Annotated in this window: 20 protein-coding genes; 8 read left to right on the top strand and 12 right to left on the bottom strand. The window is 66.6% G+C overall.

The window, feature by feature from the left end; genetic code table 11:
• Nucleotides 1-248, top strand: a 248-nt coding sequence (locus ACZ7D7_RS33705) for a hypothetical protein (protein WP_470829347.1), incomplete at its 5' end; no start/stop codon positions are given.
• A gap of 152 nt (nucleotides 249-400) precedes the next feature.
• On the opposite strand, the gene ACZ7D7_RS33700 is transcribed toward ACZ7D7_RS33705, so the two are convergent.
• The 3 genes from ACZ7D7_RS33700 to thyX all read right to left on the bottom strand — a co-directional run bounded on the left by ACZ7D7_RS33700 (nucleotide 401) and on the right by thyX (nucleotide 4072).
• On the bottom strand, nucleotides 401-2086 hold the full coding sequence (locus ACZ7D7_RS33700) for a ribonuclease J (RefSeq protein ID WP_470829346.1): 1686 nt from the start codon (nucleotides 2084-2086) through the stop codon (nucleotides 401-403).
• Nucleotides 2087-2211: 125 nt separating this feature from the next.
• Nucleotides 2212-3111 carry a 4-hydroxy-tetrahydrodipicolinate synthase gene (gene dapA, locus ACZ7D7_RS33695; protein WP_470829345.1) on the bottom strand — a complete coding sequence of 300 codons (900 nt, stop codon included), beginning with the start codon at nucleotides 3109-3111 and terminating at the stop codon, nucleotides 2212-2214.
• 223 nt (nucleotides 3112-3334) lie between these two features.
• Nucleotides 3335-4072, bottom strand: coding sequence for an FAD-dependent thymidylate synthase (gene thyX / locus ACZ7D7_RS33690; RefSeq protein WP_470829344.1), 738 nt, complete (start codon nucleotides 4070-4072; stop codon nucleotides 3335-3337).
• A gap of 164 nt (nucleotides 4073-4236) precedes the next feature.
• Here thyX and ACZ7D7_RS33685 point away from each other — a divergent pair, with 164 nt between their 5' ends.
• Nucleotides 4237-4791, top strand: a complete 555-nt coding sequence (locus tag ACZ7D7_RS33685; protein WP_470829343.1) for a hypothetical protein — start codon at nucleotides 4237-4239, stop codon at nucleotides 4789-4791.
• A 114-nt stretch (nucleotides 4792-4905) separates the two neighbouring features.
• Here ACZ7D7_RS33685 and ACZ7D7_RS33680 read toward each other — a convergent pair whose 3' ends face one another.
• The 6 genes from ACZ7D7_RS33680 to eccD all read right to left on the bottom strand — a co-directional run bounded on the left by ACZ7D7_RS33680 (nucleotide 4906) and on the right by eccD (nucleotide 12171).
• Nucleotides 4906-5361: a hypothetical protein gene (locus tag ACZ7D7_RS33680; RefSeq protein WP_470829341.1), complete on the bottom strand. Its 456-nt coding sequence runs from the start codon at nucleotides 5359-5361 to the stop codon at nucleotides 4906-4908.
• Nucleotides 5362-5372: 11 nt separating this feature from the next.
• The gene (gene dapB, locus ACZ7D7_RS33675; protein WP_470829340.1) at nucleotides 5373-6125 is read right to left on the bottom strand and encodes a 4-hydroxy-tetrahydrodipicolinate reductase; all 753 of its coding nucleotides are present in this window, start codon (nucleotides 6123-6125) and stop codon (nucleotides 5373-5375) included.
• 81 nt (nucleotides 6126-6206) lie between these two features.
• Nucleotides 6207-7586: a M16 family metallopeptidase gene (locus ACZ7D7_RS33670; protein WP_470829339.1), complete on the bottom strand. Its 1380-nt coding sequence runs from the start codon at nucleotides 7584-7586 to the stop codon at nucleotides 6207-6209.
• On the bottom strand, nucleotides 7583-9808 hold the full coding sequence (locus ACZ7D7_RS33665) for a polyribonucleotide nucleotidyltransferase (RefSeq protein WP_470829338.1): 2226 nt from the start codon (nucleotides 9806-9808) through the stop codon (nucleotides 7583-7585). The genes ACZ7D7_RS33670 and ACZ7D7_RS33665 overlap by 4 nt, the downstream gene beginning before the upstream one ends.
• A 424-nt stretch (nucleotides 9809-10232) precedes the next feature.
• Complete coding sequence (gene rpsO, locus ACZ7D7_RS33660; RefSeq protein WP_010042739.1) at nucleotides 10233-10520, bottom strand: 30S ribosomal protein S15; 288 nt, start codon at nucleotides 10518-10520, stop codon at nucleotides 10233-10235.
• A gap of 181 nt (nucleotides 10521-10701) precedes the next feature.
• On the bottom strand, nucleotides 10702-12171 hold the full coding sequence (gene eccD / locus ACZ7D7_RS33655; protein WP_470829337.1) for a type VII secretion integral membrane protein EccD: 1470 nt from the start codon (nucleotides 12169-12171) through the stop codon (nucleotides 10702-10704).
• A gap of 164 nt (nucleotides 12172-12335) precedes the next feature.
• On the opposite strand from eccD, the gene eccCa reads away from it, so the two are divergent.
• The 6 genes from eccCa (at nucleotide 12336) to ACZ7D7_RS33625 (ending at nucleotide 23301) form a co-directional block, all read left to right on the top strand.
• Nucleotides 12336-16298 (top strand): type VII secretion protein EccCa, encoded by a 3963-nt coding sequence (gene eccCa / locus ACZ7D7_RS33650; RefSeq protein ID WP_470829336.1) that lies wholly within the window; start codon nucleotides 12336-12338, stop codon nucleotides 16296-16298.
• Nucleotides 16299-16367: 69 nt separating this feature from the next.
• Entirely contained in the window at nucleotides 16368-16883 is a 516-nt protein-coding gene (locus ACZ7D7_RS33645; protein ID WP_470829335.1) for a hypothetical protein, read from the top strand.
• A 1684-nt stretch (nucleotides 16884-18567) separates the two neighbouring features.
• Nucleotides 18568-19842 carry a type VII secretion-associated serine protease mycosin gene (gene mycP / locus ACZ7D7_RS33640; protein WP_470829334.1) on the top strand — a complete coding sequence of 425 codons (1275 nt, stop codon included), beginning with the start codon at nucleotides 18568-18570 and terminating at the stop codon, nucleotides 19840-19842.
• Between the two features lie 122 nt (nucleotides 19843-19964).
• Nucleotides 19965-20390 carry a hypothetical protein gene (locus ACZ7D7_RS33635; RefSeq protein WP_470829333.1) on the top strand — a complete coding sequence of 142 codons (426 nt, stop codon included), beginning with the start codon at nucleotides 19965-19967 and terminating at the stop codon, nucleotides 20388-20390.
• 2 nt (nucleotides 20391-20392) lie between these two features.
• On the top strand, nucleotides 20393-22630 hold the full coding sequence (locus ACZ7D7_RS33630; RefSeq protein ID WP_470829332.1) for a hypothetical protein: 2238 nt from the start codon (nucleotides 20393-20395) through the stop codon (nucleotides 22628-22630).
• Nucleotides 22631-22662: 32 nt separating this feature from the next.
• Nucleotides 22663-23301 carry a hypothetical protein gene (locus ACZ7D7_RS33625; protein ID WP_470829331.1) on the top strand — a complete coding sequence of 213 codons (639 nt, stop codon included), beginning with the start codon at nucleotides 22663-22665 and terminating at the stop codon, nucleotides 23299-23301.
• An 81-nt stretch (nucleotides 23302-23382) separates the two neighbouring features.
• Here the strand turns inward: ACZ7D7_RS33625 and ACZ7D7_RS33620 are convergent, their stop codons facing one another.
• From ACZ7D7_RS33620 to ACZ7D7_RS33610, 3 genes are read right to left on the bottom strand one after another with little or no spacing between them, the layout of a single operon-like run.
• On the bottom strand, nucleotides 23383-23793 hold the full coding sequence (locus tag ACZ7D7_RS33620) for a hypothetical protein (RefSeq protein WP_470829330.1): 411 nt from the start codon (nucleotides 23791-23793) through the stop codon (nucleotides 23383-23385).
• A gap of 49 nt (nucleotides 23794-23842) precedes the next feature.
• Nucleotides 23843-24280: a DUF4279 domain-containing protein gene (locus tag ACZ7D7_RS33615; RefSeq protein WP_470829328.1), complete on the bottom strand. Its 438-nt coding sequence runs from the start codon at nucleotides 24278-24280 to the stop codon at nucleotides 23843-23845.
• 1 nt (nucleotide 24281) lies between these two features.
• Nucleotides 24282-25697 (bottom strand): putative T7SS-secreted protein, encoded by a 1416-nt coding sequence (locus ACZ7D7_RS33610; protein ID WP_470829327.1) that lies wholly within the window; start codon nucleotides 25695-25697, stop codon nucleotides 24282-24284.
• Between the last annotated feature and the right edge of the window lie 102 nt (nucleotides 25698-25799).

The following is a 25799-nucleotide window of genomic DNA, read 5'->3' as shown; positions in this document are numbered from 1 at the left end:
TCGGAACCGATCAGGTCGGGGTATCAACATATCTGGCGTTGACTTTTGGCACGCTGTTGAGTTCTCAAGGAACGGACGCTTCCTTTGTACTCACCACAGTAATCTCTGCGGCTTTCCTCCGGGCGCTTCCCTTCGGTCTTGCGTTTCCGACTCTATCAGATCTTTCCGATCCGATTTTCTCGGTGCTTTCCAGGTGCACGCTTTCGCGTTTCCCTTTCCGGCGGGCCCGACTTTATCAGAAGTTCTAAGTCGGAATTCCCCGCCCCCATCAGGTCCACCCGGAGCACGAAGCCGCCGGGTTCCCGTCTGGGCGGGGTCGTAAACGTACTGGAGCGGGGCGCCCCGATGCAAATCGAGGGCCCCGCTCCCGCGGACGCGCTGCCGACGGTCCGACGGACCGTCAGACCTCCACCACGACAGGGAGGATCATCGGCCTGCGCCGGTAGGTGTCCGAGACCCACTTGCCCAGCGTGCGGCGGACGAGCTGCTGCATCTGGTGGGGCTCGACGACACCGTCCTGGGCCGACTTCTCCAAGACCTCCGTGATCTTCGGGATGACCTCCCCGAAGGCCGAGTCCTCGATGCCGGAGCCGCGGGCCTGCACGTGCGGGCCGCCCGTGATCTTGCCGGTGGACGAGTCGAGGACGACGAAGACCGAGATGATGCCCTCGTCCCCGAGGATCTTGCGATCCTTCAGCGCCGGCTCGCCCACGTCACCCACGGAGAGGCCGTCGACGTAGACATAGCCGGCCTGGACCTTGCCGGTGATCTTCGCCTTGCCCGCGACGAGGTCGACCACCACGCCGTCCTCGGCGATGACGATGCGGTCGTGCGGGACGCCGGTCATGGCGCCCAGCTCGGCGTTGGCCCGCAGGTGGCGCCATTCGCCGTGCACCGGCATCAGGTTCTTGGGGCGGCAGATGTTGTAGAAGTACAGCAGTTCGCCGGCCGAGGCGTGGCCCGAGACGTGCACCTTGGCGTTGCCCTTGTGGACGACGTTGGCGCCCCAGCGGGTCAGGCCGTTGATGACGCGGTAGACCGCGTTCTCGTTGCCGGGGATGAGCGACGACGCCAGGATCACCGTGTCGCCCTGGACGATGCGGATCTGGTGGTCGCGGTTGGCCATGCGGGACAGGGCCGCCATCGGCTCGCCCTGGGAGCCCGTACAGACCAGGACCACCTCGTGGTCCGGCAGGTCGTCCAGCGTCTTCACGTCCACGACCAGGCCCGGCGGCACCTTCAGGTAGCCGAGGTCACGGGCGATGCCCATGTTGCGGACCATGGAGCGGCCGACGAAGGCGACCCGGCGGCCGTACTCGTGGGCCGCGTCGAGGATCTGCTGGATGCGGTGGACGTGGCTGGCGAAGCTCGCCACGATGATCCGCTTGCGGGCGCCTGCGAAGACCTGCCGCAGTACGCCGGAGATGTCCCGCTCAGGCGGGACGAAGCCCGGCACCTCGGCGTTCGTGGAGTCGGAGAGCAGGAGGTCGATGCCCTCCTCGCTCAGCCGCGCGAACGCGTGCAGGTCGGTGAGGCGGTTGTCCAGCGGCAGCTGGTCCATCTTGAAGTCGCCGGTGTGGACGGCCATGCCGGCCGGCGTGCGGATGGCGACCGCGAGGGCGTCGGGGATGGAGTGGTTGACCGCGATGAACTCGCAGTCGAACGGGCCGATGCGCTCGCGCTGCCCCTCCGTCACCTCGAGGGTGTAGGGGCGGATGCGGTGTTCCTGGAGCTTGGCCTCGATCAGGGCGAGGGTCAGCTTGGAGCCGATCAGCGGGATGTCCGGCTTCTCGCGCAGGAGGAAGGGGACGCCGCCGATGTGGTCCTCGTGGCCGTGCGTGAGGACGATGCCCTCGATGTCGTCGAGGCGGTCCCGGACGGAGCTGAAGTCCGGCAGGATCAGGTCGATTCCGGGCTGCTCCTCCTCGGGGAAGAGCACTCCGCAGTCGACGATCAGCAGGCGGCCGCCGTACTCGAAGACCGTCATGTTGCGGCCGATCTCGCCGAGGCCGCCGAGTGGGGTGACCCGCAGGCCGCCTTCGGGGAGCGGCGGGGGCGGGCCCAGTTCAGGGTGCGGATGACTCAAAAGACTCTCCTCAACCACGCGCGCCACGTACCGGTGGGGCACGTGGCGCGCGTGACGTTCGTGCAGAAGCAGTTGTCGTGGGGTGCGGGCACCGGTGGCCCGCTATTCAGTTGTGAAGTCCGATGTCAGAGCTGTACCCCGCCGGCGGCAAGATCGATCTTGAGCTGCTCGATCTCTTCGGGCATGCATTCGACCATGGGCGCGCGCAGCGGACCGGCGGGCAGACCCTTGAGCGTGAGCGCGGCCTTCGCCGTCATGACGCCCTGGGTGCGGAACATGCCGGTGTAGACGGGGAGCAGCTTCTGGTGGATCTCGGTCGCCTTCTGGACGTCGCCCGCGGTGAACGCCTCGACCAGGGCGCGCAGCTCGGGGGTGACGACGTGGCCGACGACGGAGACGAACCCGACCGCGCCCACGGAGAGCAGCGGGAGGTTCAGCATGTCGTCGCCGGAGTACCAGGCGAGGCCGGAGCGGGCGATGGCCCAACTGGCCCGGCCGAGGTCGCCCTTGGCGTCCTTGTTGGCGACGATGCGCGGGTGCTCGGCGAGCCGGACGAGCGTCTCCGTGTTGATCGGTACGCCGCTGCGGCCCGGGATGTCGTAGAGCATGACCGGCAGTTCCGTGGCGTCGGCGACGGCGCGGAAGTGGCGGTAGAGGCCCTCCTGCGGGGGCTTGTTGTAGTACGGGGTGACGACCAGCAGGCCGTGGGCTCCCGTACGCTCCGCTGCGCGGGCGAGCTCGATGCTGTGGTGGGTGTCGTTGGTGCCGACTCCGGCGACGACGTGGGCCCGGTCGCCGACCGCTTCCAGGACCGCCCGTACGAGATCCGTTTTCTCCGCGTCACTGGTGGTGGGGGACTCGCCGGTGGTGCCGTTGATGATCAGGCCGTCGTTGCCTGCGTCCACCAGGTGGGCGGCGAGCCGCTGCGCGCCGTCGAGGTCGAGTGCGCCGTCCGCCGCGAAGGGCGTGACCATGGCGGTGAGGACCCTCCCGAAGGGGGTCTGCGGAGTGGAGGTCGGAGCCATGGGTTACACGCTACTCGTTGCTCAGTGCGGGGTCTGCGCTAGGGGGAGGCGACAAGTCGTGACAAATGTGGAGCCCGGCACTGCCTGCTCGGGGGTTCAAGCAGTGCCGGGTCCGTTTGATCAGGCTAGATGAACTTCTCCAAAAGCCGCAATCCGGACACTTCGCAGGACTGAACCGCACATGTGTGCCCGGCACGGGGGCGTGGAAGCGCGCCGGGGCGCGTTACGGGGCGACCCGCCCGTTGGCGTTGAAGGCGGCGTACGTCAGCGGCATGAGCTCCGCCCACGCGGCCTCCATCTTCTCGCCGACCATCTCGATCTCCCGCTGCGGGAAGGACGGCACCTTGGCCAGCTCGTGCTGGGTGCGCAGGCCGAGGAAGTGCATCAGCGAGCGGGCGTTGCAGGTGGCGTACATCGAGGAGTACAGCCCGACGGGGAGGACCGAACGGGCGACCTCCCGGGCGACGCCGGCCTCCAGCATCTGCCGGTAGGTCCTGTAGGCCTGCCGGTAGGAGTCCTCCATCGACTCCGACACCAGCCGGTGCTGCTCCTCGGTGCCCTCGACGAACTCGTACTTGCCGGGGCGGCCCTGCTGGACCAGCTTGCGGGAGGTGTCGGGGACGTAGAAGACCGGCTGGAGCTCCCGGTAGCGGCCCGATTCCTCGTTGTACGACCAGCCCACGCGGTGCCGCATGAACTCGCGGAAGACGAAGATCGGAGCGCTGATGAAGAAGGTCATCGAGTTGTGCTCGAACGGGCTGCCGTGCCGGTCCCGCATGAGGTAGTTGATGAGCCCCTTCGAGCGCTCCGGATCCTTCTTCAGCTCGTCCAGGGACTGCTCCCCCAGGGTCGAGACCCGGGCGGCGAACAGGACGTCGGAGTCCGCCGCGCTGTGCTTCACCAGGTCGACGGTGACGTCGCCGCGAAGTTCGATCTTGAAGTCGTCGTCTGTGCCGGTCACGGTACGAAGGGCCTTCCCGTCTCGTCTCTTGGGACGCCAACTCTACGGGCGGGACCCCCGCCGCGACGCACACGCCGTCCGGACCCCCAAGGGTGGTGACCGGGGACACAGGTCGATAACCTCACCGGGCACCAGCCCCCGCATGGATCGAGTGAGGAACCGCCGTGCCCCTGCCCTTCCTGACGGCCGACCGCGCCTTCGAGTCCACCGACGACGTCGCCCTGCCGTACGACGACCGCGACCGCTGGCGGCGCCCCTACCGGCCCGGCCCGTGGCGCGTGGCCGCCGCGGCCGTACTGCTGCTGCTCGCGTCGTTCGTGCTGTTCGCGGCCGTCATCATCGCGCTGACGGACAGCGTGACGTCGGCCGGGCTGATCTTCGCCGTCGCGGGCGTCGTCATCGTCTGCGCGCTGCGGCTGCTGCGCATGGGCGTGTGGGTGAGCGCGTACGGGCTGCGGCACGTGAGCTTCTTCACGACCCGGACGACGCCGTGGGAGCAGGTCGTCACGGTGCGGACCGTGCAGCAGCCGGTGCGCTGGCTCGGGCTGCCGCGGACCGTGCAGGGGCAGGCACTGGTGCTCGCCCGGCGGGGGCGGCCGGCCGAGGCGGTGCCGCCGCTGCTGACCTCGCACAACGCGGACTTCCTGGCGCGGCCGGAGGCCTTCGACCGGGCCGCCGACTCGGTGGAGGTGTGGGCCGACGAGTACCGCCGGGACTGAGCACCGCGGTCGCGGCGACGACGAGGCGACGACGAGGGGCCCGGTCCGGGGTGGCGGACCGGGCCCCTCGTCATGTCACTGCCGGGCGCGTCATGTCACGGCTGACTCGTCATGTCACGGCTGAGGTGACCGCGAGGTCTTGTGCAGGGTGATCGCCCGCTGCATGGCCTTGCGGGCGCGCGGTGTGTCGCGGGCGTCGTGGTAGGCGACGGCCAGCCGGAACCAGTTGCGCCAGTCGTCGGGAGCGGCCTCCGTCTCGGCCTTGCGCCGGGCGAACACCTCGTCGGCCGAGTCGCGGTCGACGCGCCCGGAGGGGGTGCGTTTGAGTTCGTCGACGGGCAGTCCGCCCTCGGCGTCGAGCTGGGCGGCGAGCTGGTTGGCCCGGCGGACGAACTCGGTGTTCTTCCACAGGAACCACACGCCGATCACCGGCAGGATCAGCACCGCGATGCCGAAGACGACGGTGACGGGTGTGCCGTTCTCGATGAGCATGACGCCGCGGCTGCCGACCAGGACGAAGTAGAAGACCAGGACGGCGGCCGTGACGGCGTAGGTGAGCTTTGCGCGCATGGGTCGAGGGCTCAGTTCAGGTCCAGGAAGTGTTCCAGGCCGAAGGTGAGGCCCGGGGTGCTCACCACGCGGCGCACGCCGAGCAGGATGCCCGGCATGAAGCTGCTGTGGTGCAGGGAGTCGTGCCGGACGGTGAGGGTCTCGCCCTCGCCGCCGAGCAGGACCTCCTGGTGGGCGAGCAGGCCGCGCAGCCGGACGGCGTGCACCGGGACGCCGTCGACGTCCGCGCCGCGGGCGCCGTCCAGGGCGGTGACCGTGGCGTCCGGCGCCGGGGCGCTGCCGGCCTGGCGCCGGGCCTCGGCGATGAGCTGGGCGGTGCGGGTGGCGGTGCCGCTGGGGGCGTCGACCTTGTTCGGGTGGTGCAGCTCGACGACCTCGACGGACTCGAAGTACGGGGCGGCGATCTGCGCGAACCTCATGGTGAGGACGGCGCCGATGGAGAAGTTCGGCGCGATGAGCACGCCCGTCTCCGGGGACTGGTCCAGCCAGCCCCTGAGCTGCGCGAGGCGGTCGTCGGTCCAGCCTGTGGTGCCGACGACCGCGTGGATGCCGTGGCGTACGCAGAAGTCGAGGTTGCCCATGACCGAGGCCGGCGTGGTCAGTTCGACCGCGACCTGGGCGCCGGTGTCGGCCAGCGTCTCCAGCTTGTCGCCCCGGCCGAGGGCGGCGACCAGCTCCAGGTCCTCGGCGGCCTCGACTGCCCGTACCGCCTCGGATCCGATGCGGCCCTTGGCTCCGAGGACCGCCACGCGCAGCTTGCTCATCTTGTTGCTTCCTTACCGGGAGGGGGTGGGCTCACGGGCTCGTCCGTCGGCGGGGACCCGCTCTGGTCGGCGGGACCCGCCCTAGGCGACGGCGTCCCGCAGCCGGGCGGCCTGCTTGTCCTTGAGCGGGCCGATGACCGACAGCGAGGGCCGCCGGCCCAGGACGTCCCGGGCCACGGCGCGGACGTCGTCCGGCGTGACCGAGGCTATCCGGGCCAGCATGTCGTCGACGGACATCTGGTCGCCCCAGCACAGCTCGCTCTTGCCGATGCGGTTCATCAGCGCGCCGGTGTCCTCCAGGCCGAGGACCGTGGAGCCGCGGAGCTGGCCGATGGCGCGGCCGATCTCCTCGTCGGACAGGCCGTGTTCGGCGACATGGTCGAGTTCGTCGCGGCAGATCTTCAGCACGTCGTGCACCTGCGACGGGCGGCAGCCCGCGTAGACGCCGAACAGTCCGCAGTCGGCGAAGCCCGACGTGTACGAGTACACGCTGTAGGCCAGGCCGCGCTTCTCGCGGACCTCCTGGAAGAGGCGCGAGGACATGCCGCCGCCGAGGGCGGTGTTGAGGACGCCGAGTGCCCAGCGCCGCTCGTCGGTGCGCGCCAGGCCGGGCATGCCGAGCACGAGGTGGGCCTGCTCCGTCTTGCGGCCGACCAGCTCGACGCGGCCCGCGGTGCGCAGGCTGCGCCGGCCGTCGCGCGGTGCGATCGGCTCGGCGGCGAGGTCCTTGAGCGCGCCGGCCCGCTCGAACGCGGCGCGGACCTGGCGTACGACCTTGTTGTGGTCGACGTTGCCCGCGCAGGCGACCACGAGGTGGGTCGGGTCGTAGTGCTTCTTGTAGAAGCGGCGAATGCGGTCGGCGGTGAGGGCGTTGACCGTGTCGACCGTCCCGAGGACGGGGCGGCCGAGGGGGTTGTCGCCGAACATCGTGTGCGCGAACAGGTCGTGCACGCAGTCGCCCGGGTCGTCCTCGGTCATCGCGATCTCCTCGAGGATGGCGCCGCGCTCGACGTCGACGTCCTCCTCCAGGATCAGCGAGCCGGTCAGCATGTCGCAGACGACGTCGATGGCGAGCGGCAGGTCTGCGTCGAGCACGCGCGCGTAGTAGCACGTGTACTCCTTGGCCGTGAACGCGTTCATCTCGCCGCCGACCGCGTCGATCGCGGAGGAGATGTCCAGGGCGGACCTGCGGCTCGTGCCCTTGAAGAGCAGGTGCTCCAGGTAGTGCGTGGCGCCGTTCAGGGCCGGGGTCTCGTCGCGGGAGCCGACGTGCGCCCAGATGCCGAAGGTGGCGGAGCGGACCGAGGGCAGCGTCTCGGTGACGACGCGCAGGCCACCGGGGAGGGTGGTCTTGCGGACCGTGCCGATGCCGTTCTCGCCCTTGATGAGGGTTTGGGTACGGGCGACGGCCCGCGCCTCCGAAGAGGTGCGGGCCGTCGCCTTGGAGCCACGGGACGTCACTGGTCGGCGTCGTCCTTCTTGTCGGCGTCGGCGTCGGCTTCCTCGCCCTCGATCACGGGGATCAGGGAGAGCTTGCCGCGGGAGTCGATCTCGGCGATCTCGACCTGGACCTTCTGGCCCACGCCGAGGACGTCCTCGACGTTCTCCACGCGCTTGCCGCCGGCCAGCTTGCGGATCTGCGAGATGTGCAGCAGACCGTCCTTGCCGGGCAGCAGGGAGACGAACGCGCCGAAGGTGGTCGTCTTGACGACCGTGCCCAGGTAGCGCTCGCCGACCTCGGGCATCGTCGGGTTGGCGATGCCGTTGATCGTGGCGCGGGCGGCCTCGGCGGCGGGGCCGTCGGCCGCACCGATGTAGATCGTGCCGTCGTCCTCGATCGTGATCTCGGCGCCGGTGTCCTCCTGGATCTGGTTGATCATCTTGCCCTTGGGGCCGATGACCTCGCCGATCTTGTCGACCGGGATCTTCACGGTGATGATCCGCGGCGCGTTCGGGGACATCTCGTCCGGGGTGTCGATCGCTTCCATCATCACGTCGAGGATGTGGAGGCGGGCGTCACGGGCCTGCTTGAGGGCGGCGGCCAGGACGGAGGCGGGGATGCCGTCCAGCTTGGTGTCGAGCTGGAGGGCGGTCACGAACTCCTTGGTGCCGGCGACCTTGAAGTCCATGTCGCCGAAGGCGTCCTCCGCACCGAGGATGTCGGTGAGGGTGACGTAGTGCGTCTCGCCCTCGATCTCCTGGGAGATCAGGCCCATGGCGATGCCGGCGACGGGGGCCTTCAGCGGCACACCGGCGTTCAGCAGCGACATGGTGGAGGCGCAGACCGAGCCCATGGACGTCGAGCCGTTGGAGCTCAGCGCCTCGGAGACCTGGCGGATCGCGTAGGGGAACTCCTCGCGCGTCGGCAGCACCGGCACGAGGGCGCGCTCGGCGAGGGCGCCGTGGCCGATCTCGCGGCGCTTCGGGGAGCCGACGCGGCCGGTCTCGCCGGTGGAGTACGGCGGGAAGTTGTAGTTGTGCATGTAGCGCTTGCGGGTCACCGGGGAGAGGGTGTCCAGCTGCTGCTCCATGCGGAGCATGTTGAGGGTGGTGACGCCCAGGATCTGGGTCTCGCCACGCTCGAACACCGCGGAACCGTGCACGCGCGGGATGGCCTCGACCTCGGCGGCGAGCGTACGGATGTCCGTGACGCCACGGCCGTCGATGCGCTTCTTCTCCTTGATCACGCGCTCGCGGACCAGCTGCTTGGTGAGCGCGCGGTACGCGGCGGAGATCTCCTTCTCGCGGCCCTCGAACTCCGGCAGGAGCTTCTCGGCGGCGAGCTGCTTGACGCGGTCCAGCTCGGCCTCGCGCTCCTGCTTGCCGGCGATGGTGAGCGCCTGGGCGAGCTCGGGCTTGACGGCGGCGGTCAGCGCCTCGAGGACGTCGTCCTGGTAGTCCAGGAAGATCGGGAACTCGCCGGTCGGCTTGGCGGCCTTGGCGGCGAGGTCCGACTGGGCCTTGCAGAGCACCTTGATGAAGGGCTTCGCGGCGTCCAGACCGGCCGCGACGACCTCCTCGGTGGGCGCCTCGGCGCCGCCCTCGACGAGCTTGATGGTCTTCTCGGTGGCCTCGGCCTCGACCATCATGATCGCGACGTCGCCGTCCTCCAGGACGCGGCCCGCGACGACCATGTCGAAGACGGCGTCCTCGAGCTCGGTGTGCGTCGGGAAGGCCACCCACTGGCCGCGGATCAGCGCGACGCGGACGCCGCCGATCGGGCCGGAGAAGGGCAGACCGGCCAGCTGCGTGGACGCGGACGCGGCGTTGATCGCCACGACGTCGTACAGGTGGTCGGGGTTGAGCGCCATGATCGTGGCGACGACCTGGATCTCGTTGCGCAGGCCCTTCTTGAAGGACGGGCGCAGCGGGCGGTCGATCAGGCGGCAGGTGAGGATCGCGTCCTCGGAGGGGCGGCCCTCACGGCGGAAGAAGCTGCCGGGGATCTTGCCGGCGGCGTACATCCGCTCCTCGACGTCCACCGTGAGGGGGAAGAAGTCGAGCTGGTCCTTGGGGTTCTTGGAGGCGGTGGTGGCCGACAGCACCATGGTGTCGTCGTCCAGGTACGCCACGGCGGAGCCGGCGGCCTGCTTGGCCAGGCGGCCCGTCTCGAAGCGGATGGTGCGGGTGCCGAAGGATCCGTTGTCGATAACGGCCTCGGCGTAGTGGGTCTCGTTCTCCACTAGCAAATTCTCCGATACTTCTCGTCCTTCGTCCCTGGTCTGCCCGTGTGGCAGGGGGACGGGTCGGAGAAGCGCTCCGTCTGGTGCGGGCCGGTCTTCGATCGAAGCACCCGGGTTTCCTGTCCCGGGGGCCACTACCGAGGACCGGCGGCGGCGAGGTGCGCTTCTCCTCGTACGTGGGTCGTGCGGGGTGGTGCTGGGTCGTACTTGGTGGTGCTGGGTCGTACTCGGTGGTGCTGGGTGGTGCTCGTGCTTTGGTGTTGCTCTGTGCTCTGGTGGTGCTCGGGTGATGCTCGGTCGTGCTACCACACTACAAAGCGTGAGTGACACTCCGCACGTTTCCGTACCCGCGGCAGGGTCTGCCGCACGTACGGCAAAGGGAGCGGCCCCCGATCGCTTCGGGAACCGCTCCCCTCACGGCGTCTTACTTGGCGCCCGCCGCACCGCGGCGGATGCCGAGGCGGTCGACCAGCGCACGGAAGCGCTGGATGTCCTTCTTGGCCAGGTACTGCAGGAGGCGGCGACGCTGACCGACCAGGATCAGCAGACCACGACGGGAGTGGTGGTCGTGCTTGTGGGTCTTGAGGTGCTCGGTCAGGTCGGAGATCCGACGGGACAGCAGAGCCACCTGGACCTCGGGGGAGCCGGTGTCACCCTCCTTGGTACCGAACTCGGACATGATCTGCTTCTTCGTAGCGGCGTCGAGCGACACGCGTACTCCTCATAGTCTGTGAAGGGCCACCGAGTGCCCCCGGTCCACTTCTCGGGGGATCTTCCGTGACTCGGAAGGCGGGGATCCGCTGGGCGCGACCTCCAGAGCGGGGCTCCGGGGGTGCGTACACATATGGCCGTCAGTCAGGGTACCAGGTGGGGGGAGGGGGTCGATCGGGCGCTCAGCCGGTCATGGAGCGGACGGCGGTCAGCACACCCAACGCGGCGAGACACAGCGGTACCAGCGTGAACAGGACGGTCGCCTCCGCCAGATCGAGGAACCGGCCCCAGAAGGGCGACAGGCCCTTGCGTGGCACGACGAGCCCGATCGCCGTGATCAGCGCGGCACCCGCGGCGACGGCCGCGGTCAGCCAGATCGTACGGAAGTCCAGCGCTCCCCTGTCGCCGTGCAGGACGAACTCGGTCAGGGCATCCGTCGGCGGGTTCAGCGCCAGGCCGAGCAGCAGGAGCGCGACCGCGGCGATGCCGGCGACCAGCGTGCAGACCACCTGGGACGTGTAACGGAACAGGCGGGCCCGAATCAGCATGGACAGGCCGGTGGCCAGCGCGAGGAGCTGACCCCAGAGGTTGTCCGAGAAGCCGAGCACCGCCGCCGAGCCGATGACCACCGCCGCCGTGCCGCCCACGAGGCCGAGCAGCAGTTCGTGGCCGCGCCGGGCCTGGGCCGCGATTTCCTCGGCGTCGAGCGGCTCCCTCTCGGGGCCGTGGGCGGAGTCCGGGTCGAAGTCGTCCTCGACCGCGGAGCTCGGCGCCGCGTAGCCGATGGGCAGGCGGGCGAACCGGGCCGACATGCCGGGCAGGAACGCGACCAGTCCGATCGCGCAGGGGGCGCACACGGCCGCGGTGGCCGTGGCGGAGGCCTCCGTGACGATGGCGAGGAAGGTCGCGAGGGCACCGACCGCGGCGACGAACGTGGCGGCCACGAAGGGCGCGTCCGAGCCGGGCGACAGCGCCACCAGGGCGACGGAGGCCACCAGTACGGCTGCGCAGCCCAGCATGAACTGCAGCTTTCCGACGCCCTGCCCGGCCGCGGGAGCGACGATGCCGGATCCCGCGATCAGCAGGAGCGGCAGGGCCGAGAGCCCGAGGGCCGCCGCCGAGACCCGGTCCGCGTACACCCGCACGCGTACGCCGGCGAACGCGGTCAGGAGCAGTCCGAGACCGCCGGCGATGATGCCGGGCAGGCCGTGCATGTCGTGGCGCACGGGGTCGGCGTACCAGAGGAGGAAGCCGATCAGCAGCACCAGCAGCGCGCCGCCGATCAGTCCCGCGACGCGCAGCAGATCGTCGCTCCACAGATGACGGTCGCGAACGACCGCGGACGCGACGGCGTCCGACACGTCGTCGTACACGGCCGGCGGGAGCGACTGGGCGAACGGGCGCAGGCTCAGCACCTCGCCGTCGAGCACTCGCTCCTCGGCGAGCGTGCGGGCACCGTCGAGGACGCTGCCGTCCCGGCGCACGAGGTGGTAGCCCGTCGGCGCACCGGCGGGCTGGGTCTGCCCCGCGAGGCGGAGGATTTCCGGGTAGACATCGGCGACCGGCATGTCCACCGGCAGCGCCACGTCGATGCGGCTGTCGGGTGCCACGACAGTTACTCGGCAGAAGCCTGTCGACGTGGTCGCACTCACCTTCACTGACCCCCTGCTTCGCGGATGCGTACGCTGCGATCCGCCACCCTACCGACAAGCATCGTCAGTCATGACAAGTAGGATCCCCGGGCAGCGGAGGACGACCGGCACCACGGGGGTGCCGGTACGCAATTGCTCGTCCGTGTAGGGGGATTGAAGCTCCGGTGAGCCAGATCGTCATCAAGCGCCCACCGCGTACACTGCCGCCCGAAGTGCCCTCGGACGAGCTGCATTTGGAGGCTCCTCCCGAACTGCCGCGCGGGCAGCAGGAGGGCGTGCTCATGCAGGTCCTTCCGACGCTCGGCATGGGGTCGTCGGTGGTGTTCTACTTCGCGTCCCCCAACGCCCATCCGTTCATGCGGATCATGGGCGTGGTCATGCTGGTGTCGACGGCCGCGATGGTGGTCGCACAGATCGTCCGCTACCGCCGCGGTACACAGGGGCAAATGGCCGACGTGCGCCGCGACTACCTTCGCTACCTCGCGCAGACGCGCCGCAGGATCCGCAAGACGGCACTGCGCCAGCGCGACGCGCAGTTGTATCTGCACCCCGCTCCCGAGCAGTTGTGGGCGGTGGTCGCCGAAGGCAGCCGGGTGTGGGAACGGCGCATCGGCGACAGCGACTTCGGGCAGGTACGACTGGGTCTTGGCCCGCAGCAATTGTCCACGCCGCTCGTCGCGCCGGACACCGCACCCGTGGACGAACTGGAGCCGCTGTGCGCGGGCGCCCTGCAGCGTTTTCTATCGGTGCACGGGCAGTTGGACGGTCTGCCGGTGGCTGTGTCGCTGCGTGCCTTCTACCACGTGACGGTGTCCGGTGACCCGGAGCATGCGCAGGCTTCGGCCCGTGCGCTGGTGGCGCAGGCGGCCACCCTCCACTCCCCCGACGACCTGGTCCTGGCCGTGGTGACCGCCCCGGGAGCCGTGGGCCGCTGGGACTGGACGAAGTGGCTGCCGCACTGCCAGGTGCCGGGGCAGGTGGACGGCGCGGGCAGTCGGCGGCTCTTCGGGGACGATCTCGGGGAGTTGGAGCAACTGCTTGCGGCGCGCCTGGACGGGCGCCCCCGCTTCAGCCGGGACGGGCAGCCGCTCCTCGACCAGCCCCACATCCTCGTCGTGCTGGACGGCGGCATGGTTCCGCCGATGTCGGCCTTCGCCTCGGCGGAAGGGCTGCAGGGCGTCACCATCGTCGAGGTCGTCTCCGGTGACCTCGACCAGCCGCGCGGCGACCTCTCCATCGTCGTACGCCCGGACCGCCTGTGGCTGGACTCGGGGAGCGGGATCGCCTACGAGGGCGCGCCCGACGGGTTGTCCCTGCCCGCGGCGGAGGCGCTGGCCCGCCAGTTGGCGCCGCTGCGGATGGGCGGTGGCGACGACGACGAACCCCTGCTCGCCAACCTGGACTTCACCGACCTGCTGGGGCTCGGCGACGCCGCATCCGTGGACGTGCGGCGCACCTGGCGGCCGCGCTCCACGCCGGAGCGGCTCCGCGTGCCCATCGGCGTCGGGGAGGCCGGCCAGCCCGTGATGCTGGACCTCAAGGAGGCCGCCCAGGACGGCATGGGCCCGCACGGCCTGTGCGTGGGCGCCACCGGCTCCGGCAAGTCGGAGCTGCTGCGCACCCTGGTGCTGGGCCTCGCCGTCACGCACCCGTCGGAGACGCTCAACTTCGTCCTCGCGGACTTCAAGGGCGGCGCGACCTTCGCCGGCATGTCCCAGATGCCGCACGTCGCCGCCGTCATCACGAACCTCGCCGACGATCTGACCCTGGTCGACCGCATGGGTGACGCGATCAGGGGTGAGCTGCAGCGCCGACAGGAACTCCTGCGCTCGGCCGGCAACTACGCCAACCTCCATGACTACGAGAAGGCGCGCGCCGCGGGTGCCCCGCTGGAGCCACTGGCGTCACTCGTTCTGGTGATCGACGAGTTCAGCGAACTCCTCACGGCGAAGCCCGACTTCATCGACATGTTCATCCAGATCGGTCGCATCGGCCGGTCCCTCGGCGTGCACCTGCTGCTCGCCTCGCAGCGCCTGGAGGAGGGCCGACTGCGCGGTCTGGAGACGTATCTCTCGTACCGGATCGGTCTGCGCACCTTCTCGGCCGCCGAGTCACGCGCGGCGCTGGGCGTGCCGGACGCGTACCACCTGCCGTCCGTGCCCGGCTCCGGGTACCTGAAGTTCGGCACGGACGAGATGGTCCGCTTCAAGGCCGCCTACGTTTCCGGGACTTACCGGTCGGACGGGCCGGACGCCACCGTCAACCGCATGCCCGTCGAGCGCCGGCCCGCGCTGTTCACCGCCGCGCCGGTGCCGGTGACGTACAGCGCGCCCGATCCGGAGCATCCCCAGACACCGGCGCGGCGGCCGGAGGACGACGCGCTCGCGGACACCGTGCTGGACGTCATCGTGCAGCGGCTGGAGGGGCAGGGCGTTCCGGCGCACCAGGTGTGGCTGCCGCCCCTGGACCAGGCACCCACCGTGGACCAGTTGCTGCCCGCCCTGTCGGTCACTCCGGAGCGCGGCGCCCACCCGCCGGAATACACGCGACTCGGCGGCCTTACGGTCCCCCTCGGTCTGATCGACAAGCCCTTCGAGCAGAAGCGGGAGATCCTGTACCAGGACTTCTCGGCCGCCGCGGGCCACATGATGGTGGTCGGCGGTCCCCAATCGGGCAAGTCGACGCTGCTGCGCACCCTGATCACGTCGTTCGCGCTCACGCACACACCGCACGAAGTGCAGTTCTACTGCCTGGACTTCGGCGGCGGCGGTCTCGCCTCGGTGAGCGACCTGCCGCACGTGGGCGGTGTCGCCTCCCGGCTCGACCCCGAGCGGGTCCGGCGTACGGTCGCGGAAGTCGCGGGCATCCTCAACCGGCGTGAGCAGTTCTTCCGTACCAACGGCATCGACTCCGTCGCCACGTACCGTCGGCGCCGGGCCTCCGGCGACCTGCACGGGGAGCCGTGGGGCGACGTCTTCCTGGTCATCGACGGCTGGGGCAACTTCCGCAACGACTACGAGGGCCTCGAGGGCATCGTCCACGACATCGCCGGCCGGGGCCTCGGCTACGGCATCCACGTGGTCATCTCCGCGTCGCGCTACATGGAGGTGCGCGCGGCGCTGAAGGACCAGATGCTGGGCCGCCTGGAGCTGCGGCTCGGCGACGCCATGGACTCCGAGTTCGACCGCAAGGTCGCGACGAACGTGCCGACGGGTGTGCCCGGCCGCGGCCAAGTGCCGCAGAAACTCCACTTCATGACGGCGCTCCCGCGGATCGACTCCGTGTCGGACGCCGGGGACCTCGCGGATGCCACGGCCCAGCTCGTGCACACGGTGAAGAGCAACTGGCAGGGGCCGCCGGCGCCCACGGTGCGGCTCCTGCCGCGCAAGCTGCCCGCCGACCAGTTGCCCAAGGGGTTCGAGTTCCCGCAGCAGGGAATCGCGATCGGCATCGACGAGGCAGACCTGGCGCCCGTCTTCATCGACTTCGACAGCGACCCCTTCCTGCTGGTCTTCGGCGACAGCGAGTCCGGCAAGACGAACCTGCTGCGCCTCGTGGCAAAGCAGATCGCGGAGCGTTACACGCCCGCCGAGGCCCGCATCGTCGTCGGCGACTACCGCCGCACCATGCTGGAGGCCGTTTCCGAGGACCATCTGCTGGAGTACGCGCCCATGGCGTCGGCGATGCAGGTGCACATGGACGCCATCCGCCAGTTCATGGAGATGCGCGCTCCCAAGCCGGACATCACGCCCCAGCAGCTGCGCGACCGCAGCTGGTGGAGCGGGCCCCAGCTGTTCGTCGTCATCGACGACTACGAGTTGGTCGCGACCAGCTCGGGCAACCCGCTGGCCCAGCTCGTGGAACATCTGCCGTTCGCGCGCGACGTGGGCGTCAAGTTCATCATCGCGCGCAGTTCGGCGGGGGCCTCGCGGGCGATGTACGAGTCCTTCATGCAGCGGATCAAGGAGCTCGGCGCACAGGGCGTCATCCTTTCGGGCGACCCGAGCGAGGGCGACATCATGGGCAACGTCCGGGCTCGCCCGATGCCACCGGGCCGTGGCGTGTTCGTGTCGCGAAAGCGCGGTACGCCCCTGATTCAGGTGGGCTTGCTTCCGCAACGCCAGTAGAGTGATCGACCGACTACAGACACAACACGACTCAACTTGACTGACATTGAGAACGGGGAGGCGGCTCAAGTGAGTTCGAACGGGGGCGGCAGCGGCGGGGGCGGCGCGCCGGACACGGGGAAGTCCTTCGACGGGCTGTACGGCGTGAACCCGGCGATGGCACTGGACATTCAGCACAACGCCATGGCGGGCTTCAAGAAGCGTGTCGACGACCTGCTGATCGAGCTCGAGAAGTCCGAGGCGGCCCCGGACAAGGTCGGCCGGGACCGCCTGGCACGCGCCCAGCTCGGCTCCGCCGACTTCAAGGAAGCGCAGTTCCTCTACGAGTCGTACGCCATCGTCCACGACGAGTTGGAGAACCTTTCCAAGGCCCTGAACGCCCAGATCGAGAGCATGGGCCTCGCGGTCCACGCGTCGCGAGTGGGCTACGAGAACTTGGACGAGGACATCCGGGCGCGGATGAAGGCGGTCAACGCGGAGGCGGAGAAGTATTACGTGGCGGGGCGGGATCCGTACCGCGAGCAACCGGCCAACCGGGACGGCGCGCACGCAGAGACCGGCTCGAACGACGCGAAGGGCTACTGATGGGCGAGCAGCCGCAGCACAAGGAGCCGACGCTCGCGCGCACCAACTTCGAGTCCATGACTCATGAGCAGTTGGTGGCGATGCTGGACTCGGCCAGTTCGGAGGGCGCAGCCGAACTGGCCAGAAAGCTCACGAAGGCCGCTTCGACGATCACCAAGATCGGCGACGACCTCATGACGTACGTCAAAGGCCTGGAGTGGCAGGGCGAGGGCGGTGACGCATTCCGCGACTGGGGCGGCCAGACGGCCGGCGCGACGCTGCGACTCGGCCAGTACGCAGAAGTCGCGTCCCGCTGGATGGCCACGGTGGCGCAGGCGGTCTCCGAGGCCAAGTCGGCCATTCCGCCGACATCGGAGACGACGCAGGCCAAGGCAGACCTTGCCAAGGCCCACCAGACGATGGAGACGCTCCAGGAGCCCGGCGCCCGCAACGACCCCGACGCCCGGAAACTGGCCCAGACCGCGCAGTCGGACGCTGCGGCGGCCGAACAGCGAATGGAGGCGGCCCGCGCAGAGGCGATCCAACAGCTGCGGAAGCTGGCGCAGACGTACGAGTACTCGGCGCAGCAGGTGAACAGTGTGGAGCCGCCTACGTTTTCGCCTCCGGCGAAGCACTCCGGCAATCAGAGTTGGTGGGCCGCAAGCCAGGACGACGTGGCCACCGGAAGCGCATCCCTTGGTGGCGGAACAACGTACGGCGTCGCTTCACCAGCTCCCGGAACTATCGCCAGCAGCCCAACGATCACGCATACACGCGCTGAGCACTCAACGCCTACACCGCTCCCCGAGCAACCCAGGCACAGCTCAGTGCCGGCTCGGATGGAAATCGACGGAGTATCCCCTCTCCCTGAATCGACTCCAGCTGCCACTCCGGTAAACCCCGCATCACCTCCGGGCGGCCTCCGCCCAGAGGCTCAGTCTCCCATCCAGCCGGGAGCCGTGCCGCCCACCTTCAGTAACGGGCGTCCCAACGACATGCCCAACGCACTACCGCGGACACCCTCAGCCACTCGTCCACCTCTGCTCCCCGGACAGCCAATGCCGGGCAACAACGCAGCACGACTACCTCGCGAGAACGGGATTGTCGGAGGCCGCCCGGTGACACCCGGCACTAGTCGGCCAACGGGCAGCATTCCCCGCGGTACGGTGATTGGCCAGGGTGGCGTCCAAGGGCGCGCGCCGATGACTCGCGGCCTCATTCCTGGCATGCCACGCGGCACAGTGAGCGGTACCTCAAGCGACCTCGTGGGTGGCCGCCGTTTGTCGTCCGAAGCCGGGGGCTTCGTAGGAAATCGCCAATATCAATCGGGACGAAACACAGGCCGCCCGTTTACCCCGGGCGGCTCAGGCCTTGTAAGTCAGCCAAGCAACGGCCCTTCATCGTCAGCCTCGGGGCAGGCACGAGCCGTAGGAGTCCCCGTTGCGCGGACTACACCGGCGTCTCGCCAAGAGCAGCGACACGGTAACCGCCCCAACTACCTCGTCGAGGACGAGGAAACGTGGCAATCCGCCAATCGCCGCGCTGTCCCACCCGTAGTGGACTGATCCAGACAACGTCATCTCCTGGAAGACACATGCAAACCAGCACTAGCAAAAAGCGACCGCTGCACCGCCTCGCGGCGGCATCGGGGACACTTGGCCTACTGCTGGTAGGCGCTACCGCTGCCCCCGCAAACGCTGAATCCGTGCGAGCGCGCCAGTGGCACCTCGACGCGATGCAAGCGGAAGAAATGTGGCAAAGAAGCACGGGCCGCGGGATCACGATCGCGCTCATCGACTCCGGAGTCGACTCCTCTTTGCCCGATCTCACGGGCCAGGTCTTGGACGGAAAGGACTACTCCGACCAACGCGGAGACGAACACACGGACCTGGCAGGCCACGGCACCAACGTCGCGTCGCTCATCGCGGCTACTGGGGCACGGGGAGCGGCGAACGGATCGTACGGACTTGCGCCGGGGGCCAAGATCCTTCCCATCCGCATGCGCTACTTCGAAGAAGACTTCGGCAAGGTCGACGCTGGCGCACAGTTCTCTCGCTACATGGCACAAGCGATTCGCTACGCTGCGGATACCAAGGCAAAGATCATCAACATCTCGATGGGCGCTTACAACGCTCCGGGAAGAAAGAACGTCAGCACCCCTGCTCTCACGGCAGCCGTAAAGTATGCAATTGACAAAGGAAAGTTGATCTTTGCTGCTGCTGGCAACGAAGGCGATTCATCCAACAGTTTGGGATACCCTGCCGCGACGCCGGGGGTTGTAGGGATCGGCGCCACAGATAAGAACGCAAAGGCACTTCCCCTGTCTCAATCCGGCCCCCAGATCGACCTCGTTGCACCAGGTACGGACATGATCCACGCCTGCCTGGGGAAAACGGGAGTGTGCCGAACCAGTGGTACCAGCGACGCATCGGCAATCGCGTCCGCGTCTGCCGCCCTGATCTGGGCGGCACACCCCGAGTGGACCCACAACCAAGTCCTGCGCGTCATGCTGAACACCGCAGGGAAACCCACCGGCGGTGAGAAACGCACGGACTTCGTGGGTTACGGAACGGTGCGCCCACGCGTAGCCCTAAAGAACCCTGGCGACCCGGGTCCACCCGACGAGTACCCACTCCCGGACCTGGACGCCGCAGCATCGAAGTCGCCCTCACCACCAAAGGCCTCAAAGCCCGAAGGCAGGCAGCCAAGCGATGCGCCGGCTGCTGCCGCTGCCAAGCCAGAGGCTGGCGGGGGTACGGGCCTGTGGATCGGCTTGGGTATCGGCGCTGCAGCGCTCCTCGCCATCGGGGTAGCCGTTCCGATCACACGAAACCGACGCATGACCGGCATCCAAGAACCTCCGTCGGCATCACCCGCCCACCAACCAGTGGCTCGGCCCATCACTCGTCAGCCCCCCGGCCAGACCTCCTACACAGATCAGCAGCTCGGCAACTCATCCGGCCCGGGACACCCCGGCTGAGCAGTCGGCGAGCCGCCATCTCCCCCTGAGCCCGAGGATCAATGTCCTTGGGTGTGGCGCAAAAGTTGCCAGGACATAGGTGCGCCGCCGGTGATGACCACTGACAGCACGAAGGGACGGTCATGTCGTTTGAGGAAATGTGGGGCAAGGCCCGTACCGACGCCGTGGTACGCCAGCGATCAAGCGTGGAACTCAATCAACTCCCCGCTGAAGGCGGTGCGGGCGGCGGCTCCAAGAGCCAGCTGAAAGTCAACTCCAGTGTGCTCGCGGAACGCGCCAAGAATGCGGAAACTGTGCGTACGAACTTCAAAGACGCAGACGACAGAGCCATGGCCGCCACAGGCCGAATCCAACTCAAGGGGTTCAGGTCCGAAGCTGCCATCACGACGTTTCAGAAGCGATGGCGCTCTCAAATGAAGTACATGGACGAGATTCTTGAAAAAGGCGTAGCCGGCAACCTGCGTTTGTCGGCTGCCGATTACAAGGCTCAGGAAGAAAAGCGGCGGCGGGCTGCCGAGAAACTCCACGATGGCAAGACGGATAGCTGATCATGGCTATTAGCTACGAACAACTCAGGACTGCGGACCTTACTTCCCTGTCGGACGCAGTCGACGCGTGGCGCAACACTCCGGGGCACTTCGACACCATTGCGCGATCCTTCGGTTCCACGGTCACAAAGGGTCTCAACGATTCGAACTGGGAGGGAGAAGCCGCCGACGAAGCCATTAACAAATTTTCAACGGTCGAAAAGCAGATGAAGGCCGCATCGGATGAAGCAAAGGATATTTATGCTCTCTTCAAGAGCGCTCTTGAGTCCTTCCGGGCAGCTAAAGGTGAACTGAAGAAGATCGAGGAATTTGTCCATGATGACAAGTACCTGACCATCAGTACCGACGGGCGTGTCTACTGCGATACATCAAAGGCGCCAGAAGGACAAGAGGCGGCTCTACAGAAGGGCTACCTCGACTCGGTTCAGGAGTGCAACCAGAGAATCGAAGCCGCACTAAAGGATGCAGATGACGCGGACGCGGCACTGCATTGGGCACTCACGAGGGACGCCAACGGGCGCAATCGAGGATTCAACACAACGACGGCTACCAGCATCAGTGAAGCGGTAAAGGAACGAACCGAATCTATCGAGCAGGCACGGGCAATGGTCAAACTCGCCCAACTGGGCGATGGCTTGACTACGGCACAACTGCAGCACATGAACAAGGTGCTGGCCCGACACGAAGGCGATCCACTCTTCAATGAAAAGTTCGCAACGGGACTAGGCGCGAAGGGAACTCTCAGATTCTGGGCCGAGCTGGCCGACCCTAAGAAGGACCCTTACTCGCGAGGACCCATTGAGCCTGATAAGGAGCGATTGGCACAACTGAAGGCTCTGCAAGGAAATCTGGGAAGGTCTCTCGCTTCGGCCACATATTCCGACAGTGCGGCAATGCGAAACTGGGAGAGGAGTATTATCGATCTCGGAAGCTCACCTATTGACAGTTCTCACGCGGGTAACCCGTACGGATTCCAAGTGATGAGCAACCTCATGCGTGAGGGGAAATACGATACCGGCTTCCTCCAGGCGTACGGCGACGAACTACTCAAAGAAGATAAACGCTGGAGTGGCTCCTTCTCACCTGATGATTTCTGGATGCGTAACAATGAGGCTGACCTGAATTTCGGCGCCAAAGACGATCGAGGCCAGGATCCGATGACGGGTTTCATGCAGGCCTTGGGACACAACCCGGAAGCATCCAGTAGCTTCTTTGCCGACGACAAGAAGTTCAACTACTTGGCATCGGAGCGCGATTGGCCGTCCGACGGAACCGACGGTGATACGAAGGGTTCCGCCGGGTATCGGTCACTTTCCCACGCCCTTGAGTCGGCGACCACAGGCCACGCCTACGACGTGGGTCCGGGACCAGATACGCCGCCTCACACCAAAGCCCAGGCAGAACTGATGACGAAGATTGTCCAGGGAATTTCCAATCCTGAGGACGACTTCAAGCTACATAAGGGCATGGAAAAGAGCTTCGGCCAGATGGCCGCAGAGTACATGCCTGACATTCACCGCGCCCTCTCCGGCGGTAAGGCGGGTGGGGACACGTTGTCCGATCTCTACCCTGCAGCAGGATCCCTGGCAAGTTTCGGCGAACAAGACATCACTCGCTTCATGTACGAACTCGGTCAGACAACCGACGGTTATAGAGCCCTGAACATCGGCGAGTCGCTTTACACAAGCGGATTGATGGGTTACCACCTTGCCAATCCAGACGCCTACGGGGAGTCGAAAGCCGAAACCCTCAAGGAAATCTCAGTAGGTAACTCAGAAGTGCAGGGAGTTCTTGGTCTGGCGCGACAGGACTCGGATATTCAAAAGTCTGCAGAAGAAGACGCCGCATTCAACAAGGACATGGACAAGTGGAAGGCGTGGGCCAACACCGCTGCCAACATCGGTATTGGCGCAGGTGTTAGCACAGCGGCGTCTCCCGTGGCCGGCGCATTCGCAGTGGCTGCAACAGAGGATCTGACCGGTCAAATGATCGACGGCCTCTTCCCTGCCCCACGAGACAGGTCCGACGAGGCCTTGTTTACCTCTGGCAAAGACTGGGAGAAGCATAAGGACTCGTCTCTGCGAGCTGCTCAGGATTCTGCCAGGGCAGCAGCTGCCGCGTACCCATCCGACCTAACACAGGCACAGCGGGAGAGCGCGGTACGCGCTGGGCATTTCGAAGGTTCCAGCCGAGCACACGACGTCCTGAGGGAATATCGAGAAGCTCGAGGGAAGACGTGAATAGACCACTGGACAGCTCATCGGAGAATAGAATGCGGATGTCCCATAGGCGCCGCCGCAAGATTGTTGGTGCTGGCGCTCTCTTTGTCGCAGGGATCGGGGCTGCCGTATGGGCGCTCACGTCCCAGGGTTCGGATTATCAGCTCAAGGCCTCAGACACATGCAATGAGGGTGTCTTTTCCGATAATCTTGAGCCGTTGGAGCGGCTCCTTTCTCCAGATCCCTCCTTCCAGTCGAACTGGTCACGAGTCGCAACTGACGGTTCCTTTAAAATTGTGTGCGATAATTCAACAAGTCGCGGAACCGTGAAGATGGTAGCCGAGATGAAAGATGGAAAACAGGAGGATTGGATTTCGCAACTAGGCTCTAAAAGAGTATCAGACGCCTCAATATTCAAGGTTGGCACCTCGGCATTTGTCTGGGACAGTCAGGCAGTCATCTATGTCGAATGCAAGTCGCATGCGGAGGGCTCCAGTTACACGGCCACTTTCAAGCACCCTTACCTCTCAGTAGTTGCAACGGCAGGTGGTTCAGCGCGTACCAACGACAAGAATGCCAAACAGGACCTCGCGCAACTTGCCAGCCGGATGTTCTTCGAGGCTCAGCTCCAGACCGGCTGCCAGGAGGACTTCACGCCTCCATCAGGACCACCACGTGTCATCGGTGAGTAGTGCCCGTCCTGATTGCTGAGGTGAAACTCGCGGTGTCGCGTGAGTTACTCCGTCATGCCTGATAGTCAGGCCGGATTGCACCTAGCCAAGCCAAGCCAGCGGGTCTTCTTCCTCGATACCTTCTTCTCGTACCGTCGTGAATCGCACCGGTACTTCCAATTCAGCCAGCTGCGCCAAGTTAGCCATGGACAAGATGATTTCTGTTTGAGGTTCGGCGACCCCGGAGATATCGAGCGAGACCTTCAGGCCTGCCTGCTTCAGTTCTGACAATTCTGGTCGGTGCGCGTCCAGGAATGTCGCCAGACCTGCAGCCTGTTCGTCAGCGTTCTTCGAGTGGCGTTCGTCATAAGTCAACGAGGCCCAGCCGGGGCCGGCATAGAAGCCGACGCCCTCACTCATCTCGTGCGTTTCGTCTCCGGCCAGGCCGAACCGGCGTGGCAGAGGCGTGGTGTTCACCTGTGGTCCCTCGACCACCAGTGACGTGCTCAGCATGCTCCAGGATTTCAACGCTGCTCCAGGTTCGACACGAGCGTGTACGCGTTTAGCGCTCATTCATATTGGCTGCGACCTTGAGAGGGAATCCGAGCCGGGCGATCCTTACGACTTCCTCCGGCTGCAGTTCAAGGGTTGTGTCATGTCCGGCGAAGCCGAACAGATTGACCGTTACCTCGTGCCCCTGCTCGACCAACTGTGACAATTCCGTTTGTTTGCGTTCAACAATAGAAAGAATCCCGTCCAATTGTTGATGAAAGTCTCGGCTGATCCGCTCGTCGTGTGTCACTCTCCACTGCCCGTCCAGTTCACCGGGTCGGTCCCACTTGCTCGGGCCTGGGGTGCGTGTGCCGCTGGGTTCGAGATCCAAGAACGGCGTTACTTCTTCAGGCTGCAGGTGTCGGCCTTTGATGACGAGTGAGACCTCGGTCAATACCCAAGAGTGTTTGTTTTTAGATTTCATTTGGATCCTCTCTGCGGCTGTCATCTTACTTGAACTCTCGACAGGCGGCCCAGTGCACATTCCCCATGCCCGGTTTCAACAAGTCGCCGAGAGGAGTTCTCTGGGCCACTGTCGTAGAGTTTTCAAACACACTGAAGGTCCCCCCTCCGGACCCACTGGGTGCTGCGAGCGTGTAATTGGGAATACGATCGCCGGCGTGAAATGTTTCCACGTAGCCTCCCGGGTAGACTCCCCTCTCGACTGCCAGGCCGTTGACCCCGGGCAGTCTTCCTCCGTGTTCCACGTAAAAAGATATCGAAGTTCCTTCGGGCACCTCGATCTCCCCGGCGTCCGAATAGAGGTATCCGTGCCCAGCCAAGACGGTCTCTCCATCCGGACGTCCGCCAGCCAGCACGCGATCCGCGTAGTACCTGCCGTCGTCGTCCGGCCACCGCTGGGAAATCACTTCGGGTCTGGCGTTCTGCAAAGCCCGAAGGACATCAGAGTGCTCCGGCATGGGATCACCCGACCCGCGGCTCGCATGCCCGCCCAGGAAATCGCTCCCAGAGTGGCCCGAACCCAGGCTCCCCCGGGCCATGGCCCCGGCTCCGCGTAACGCCGCTCCGCCGGCAAGGCTGGGGGCCACATACCCCAGCATCCGAAACGGGTCCTTCTCAAACTCGTCCCACGTGTTCGAGGCGCCCTGGTAGACGGTCTTAGAAAAGGCCACTGGGTCCCTGACCGCGGTGATACCTCCGTCGAGGACCATCGCCCCGTCCTGGAGGTAGGCGCCCGGTTCGGTCAGCAGGCGGCCCGGGTTGACAGTGAGGCCGAACTCGACGAGGTCGTTCCAGCCCTCCTTGGCGCCACCCTTGACCCTCTCCCAGTTGCTCGGCCGCTTCGGTGCCTTTTCCGTGGCCTTGTTCAGCGTTCGCTTCGCGGCGGCCGCGGCGTCGGCGACGTCCCGCTTCGCCGTGGTGATCATGCCGACGAGTTCGGCCATCAGCGTCCGGCCCGGGTCTTCGGCAGGAGGCCTGGTACCCGTCGGCCCGCCGGCCTTGACCGCGGTGTTGTAGTCGTCGACAGCCTTTTCGTAGCGGCGTGACAACTCCCTTGCCGTCGGCGCCTCTTCGGCGAGTATTCGCTGTGTCAGGCGCTGGACGCCGTCCAGTGCGTCCCGGTAGGTGAGCACAGCCGCGCCGGCCTTCAGGAAGGCGTCCAGCGCGTCGTCCAGTTCCTTCGGCAGCTTCTTGACCGCCTTGCGGAACTCCTCGGCTGCCTCACCCTGCCACGGCTCCGTGTTCAGCTTCCGCAGTTGCTCCGCACCCTCGCCGAACTGGGCCGCCGCGCCGCCGATCTTCTTGATGAGCAGGTCGAGCTCGGTCGGCTTGCCCGGTATCCAGTCCTGGACCGTGTCCTCCGGGCCGATCCACATTCTGCGGAAGAAGCGCTTCTCCGTCATGTGGGGCTCTAAGAGCTGTCCCGCAATGCTCGGTTGGGTACAAACGAGGTGGGGGATCTTCTGTCAGCGGAGGCGAAGGGCTGGGGCAAGCGGACCCGCCTT

It is taken from the genome of Streptomyces sp. NPDC037054 (assembly GCF_055606745.1).
The sequence above is the reverse complement of the archived record's forward strand: the minus strand, read 5'-3'. Positions and strand labels throughout refer to the sequence as shown.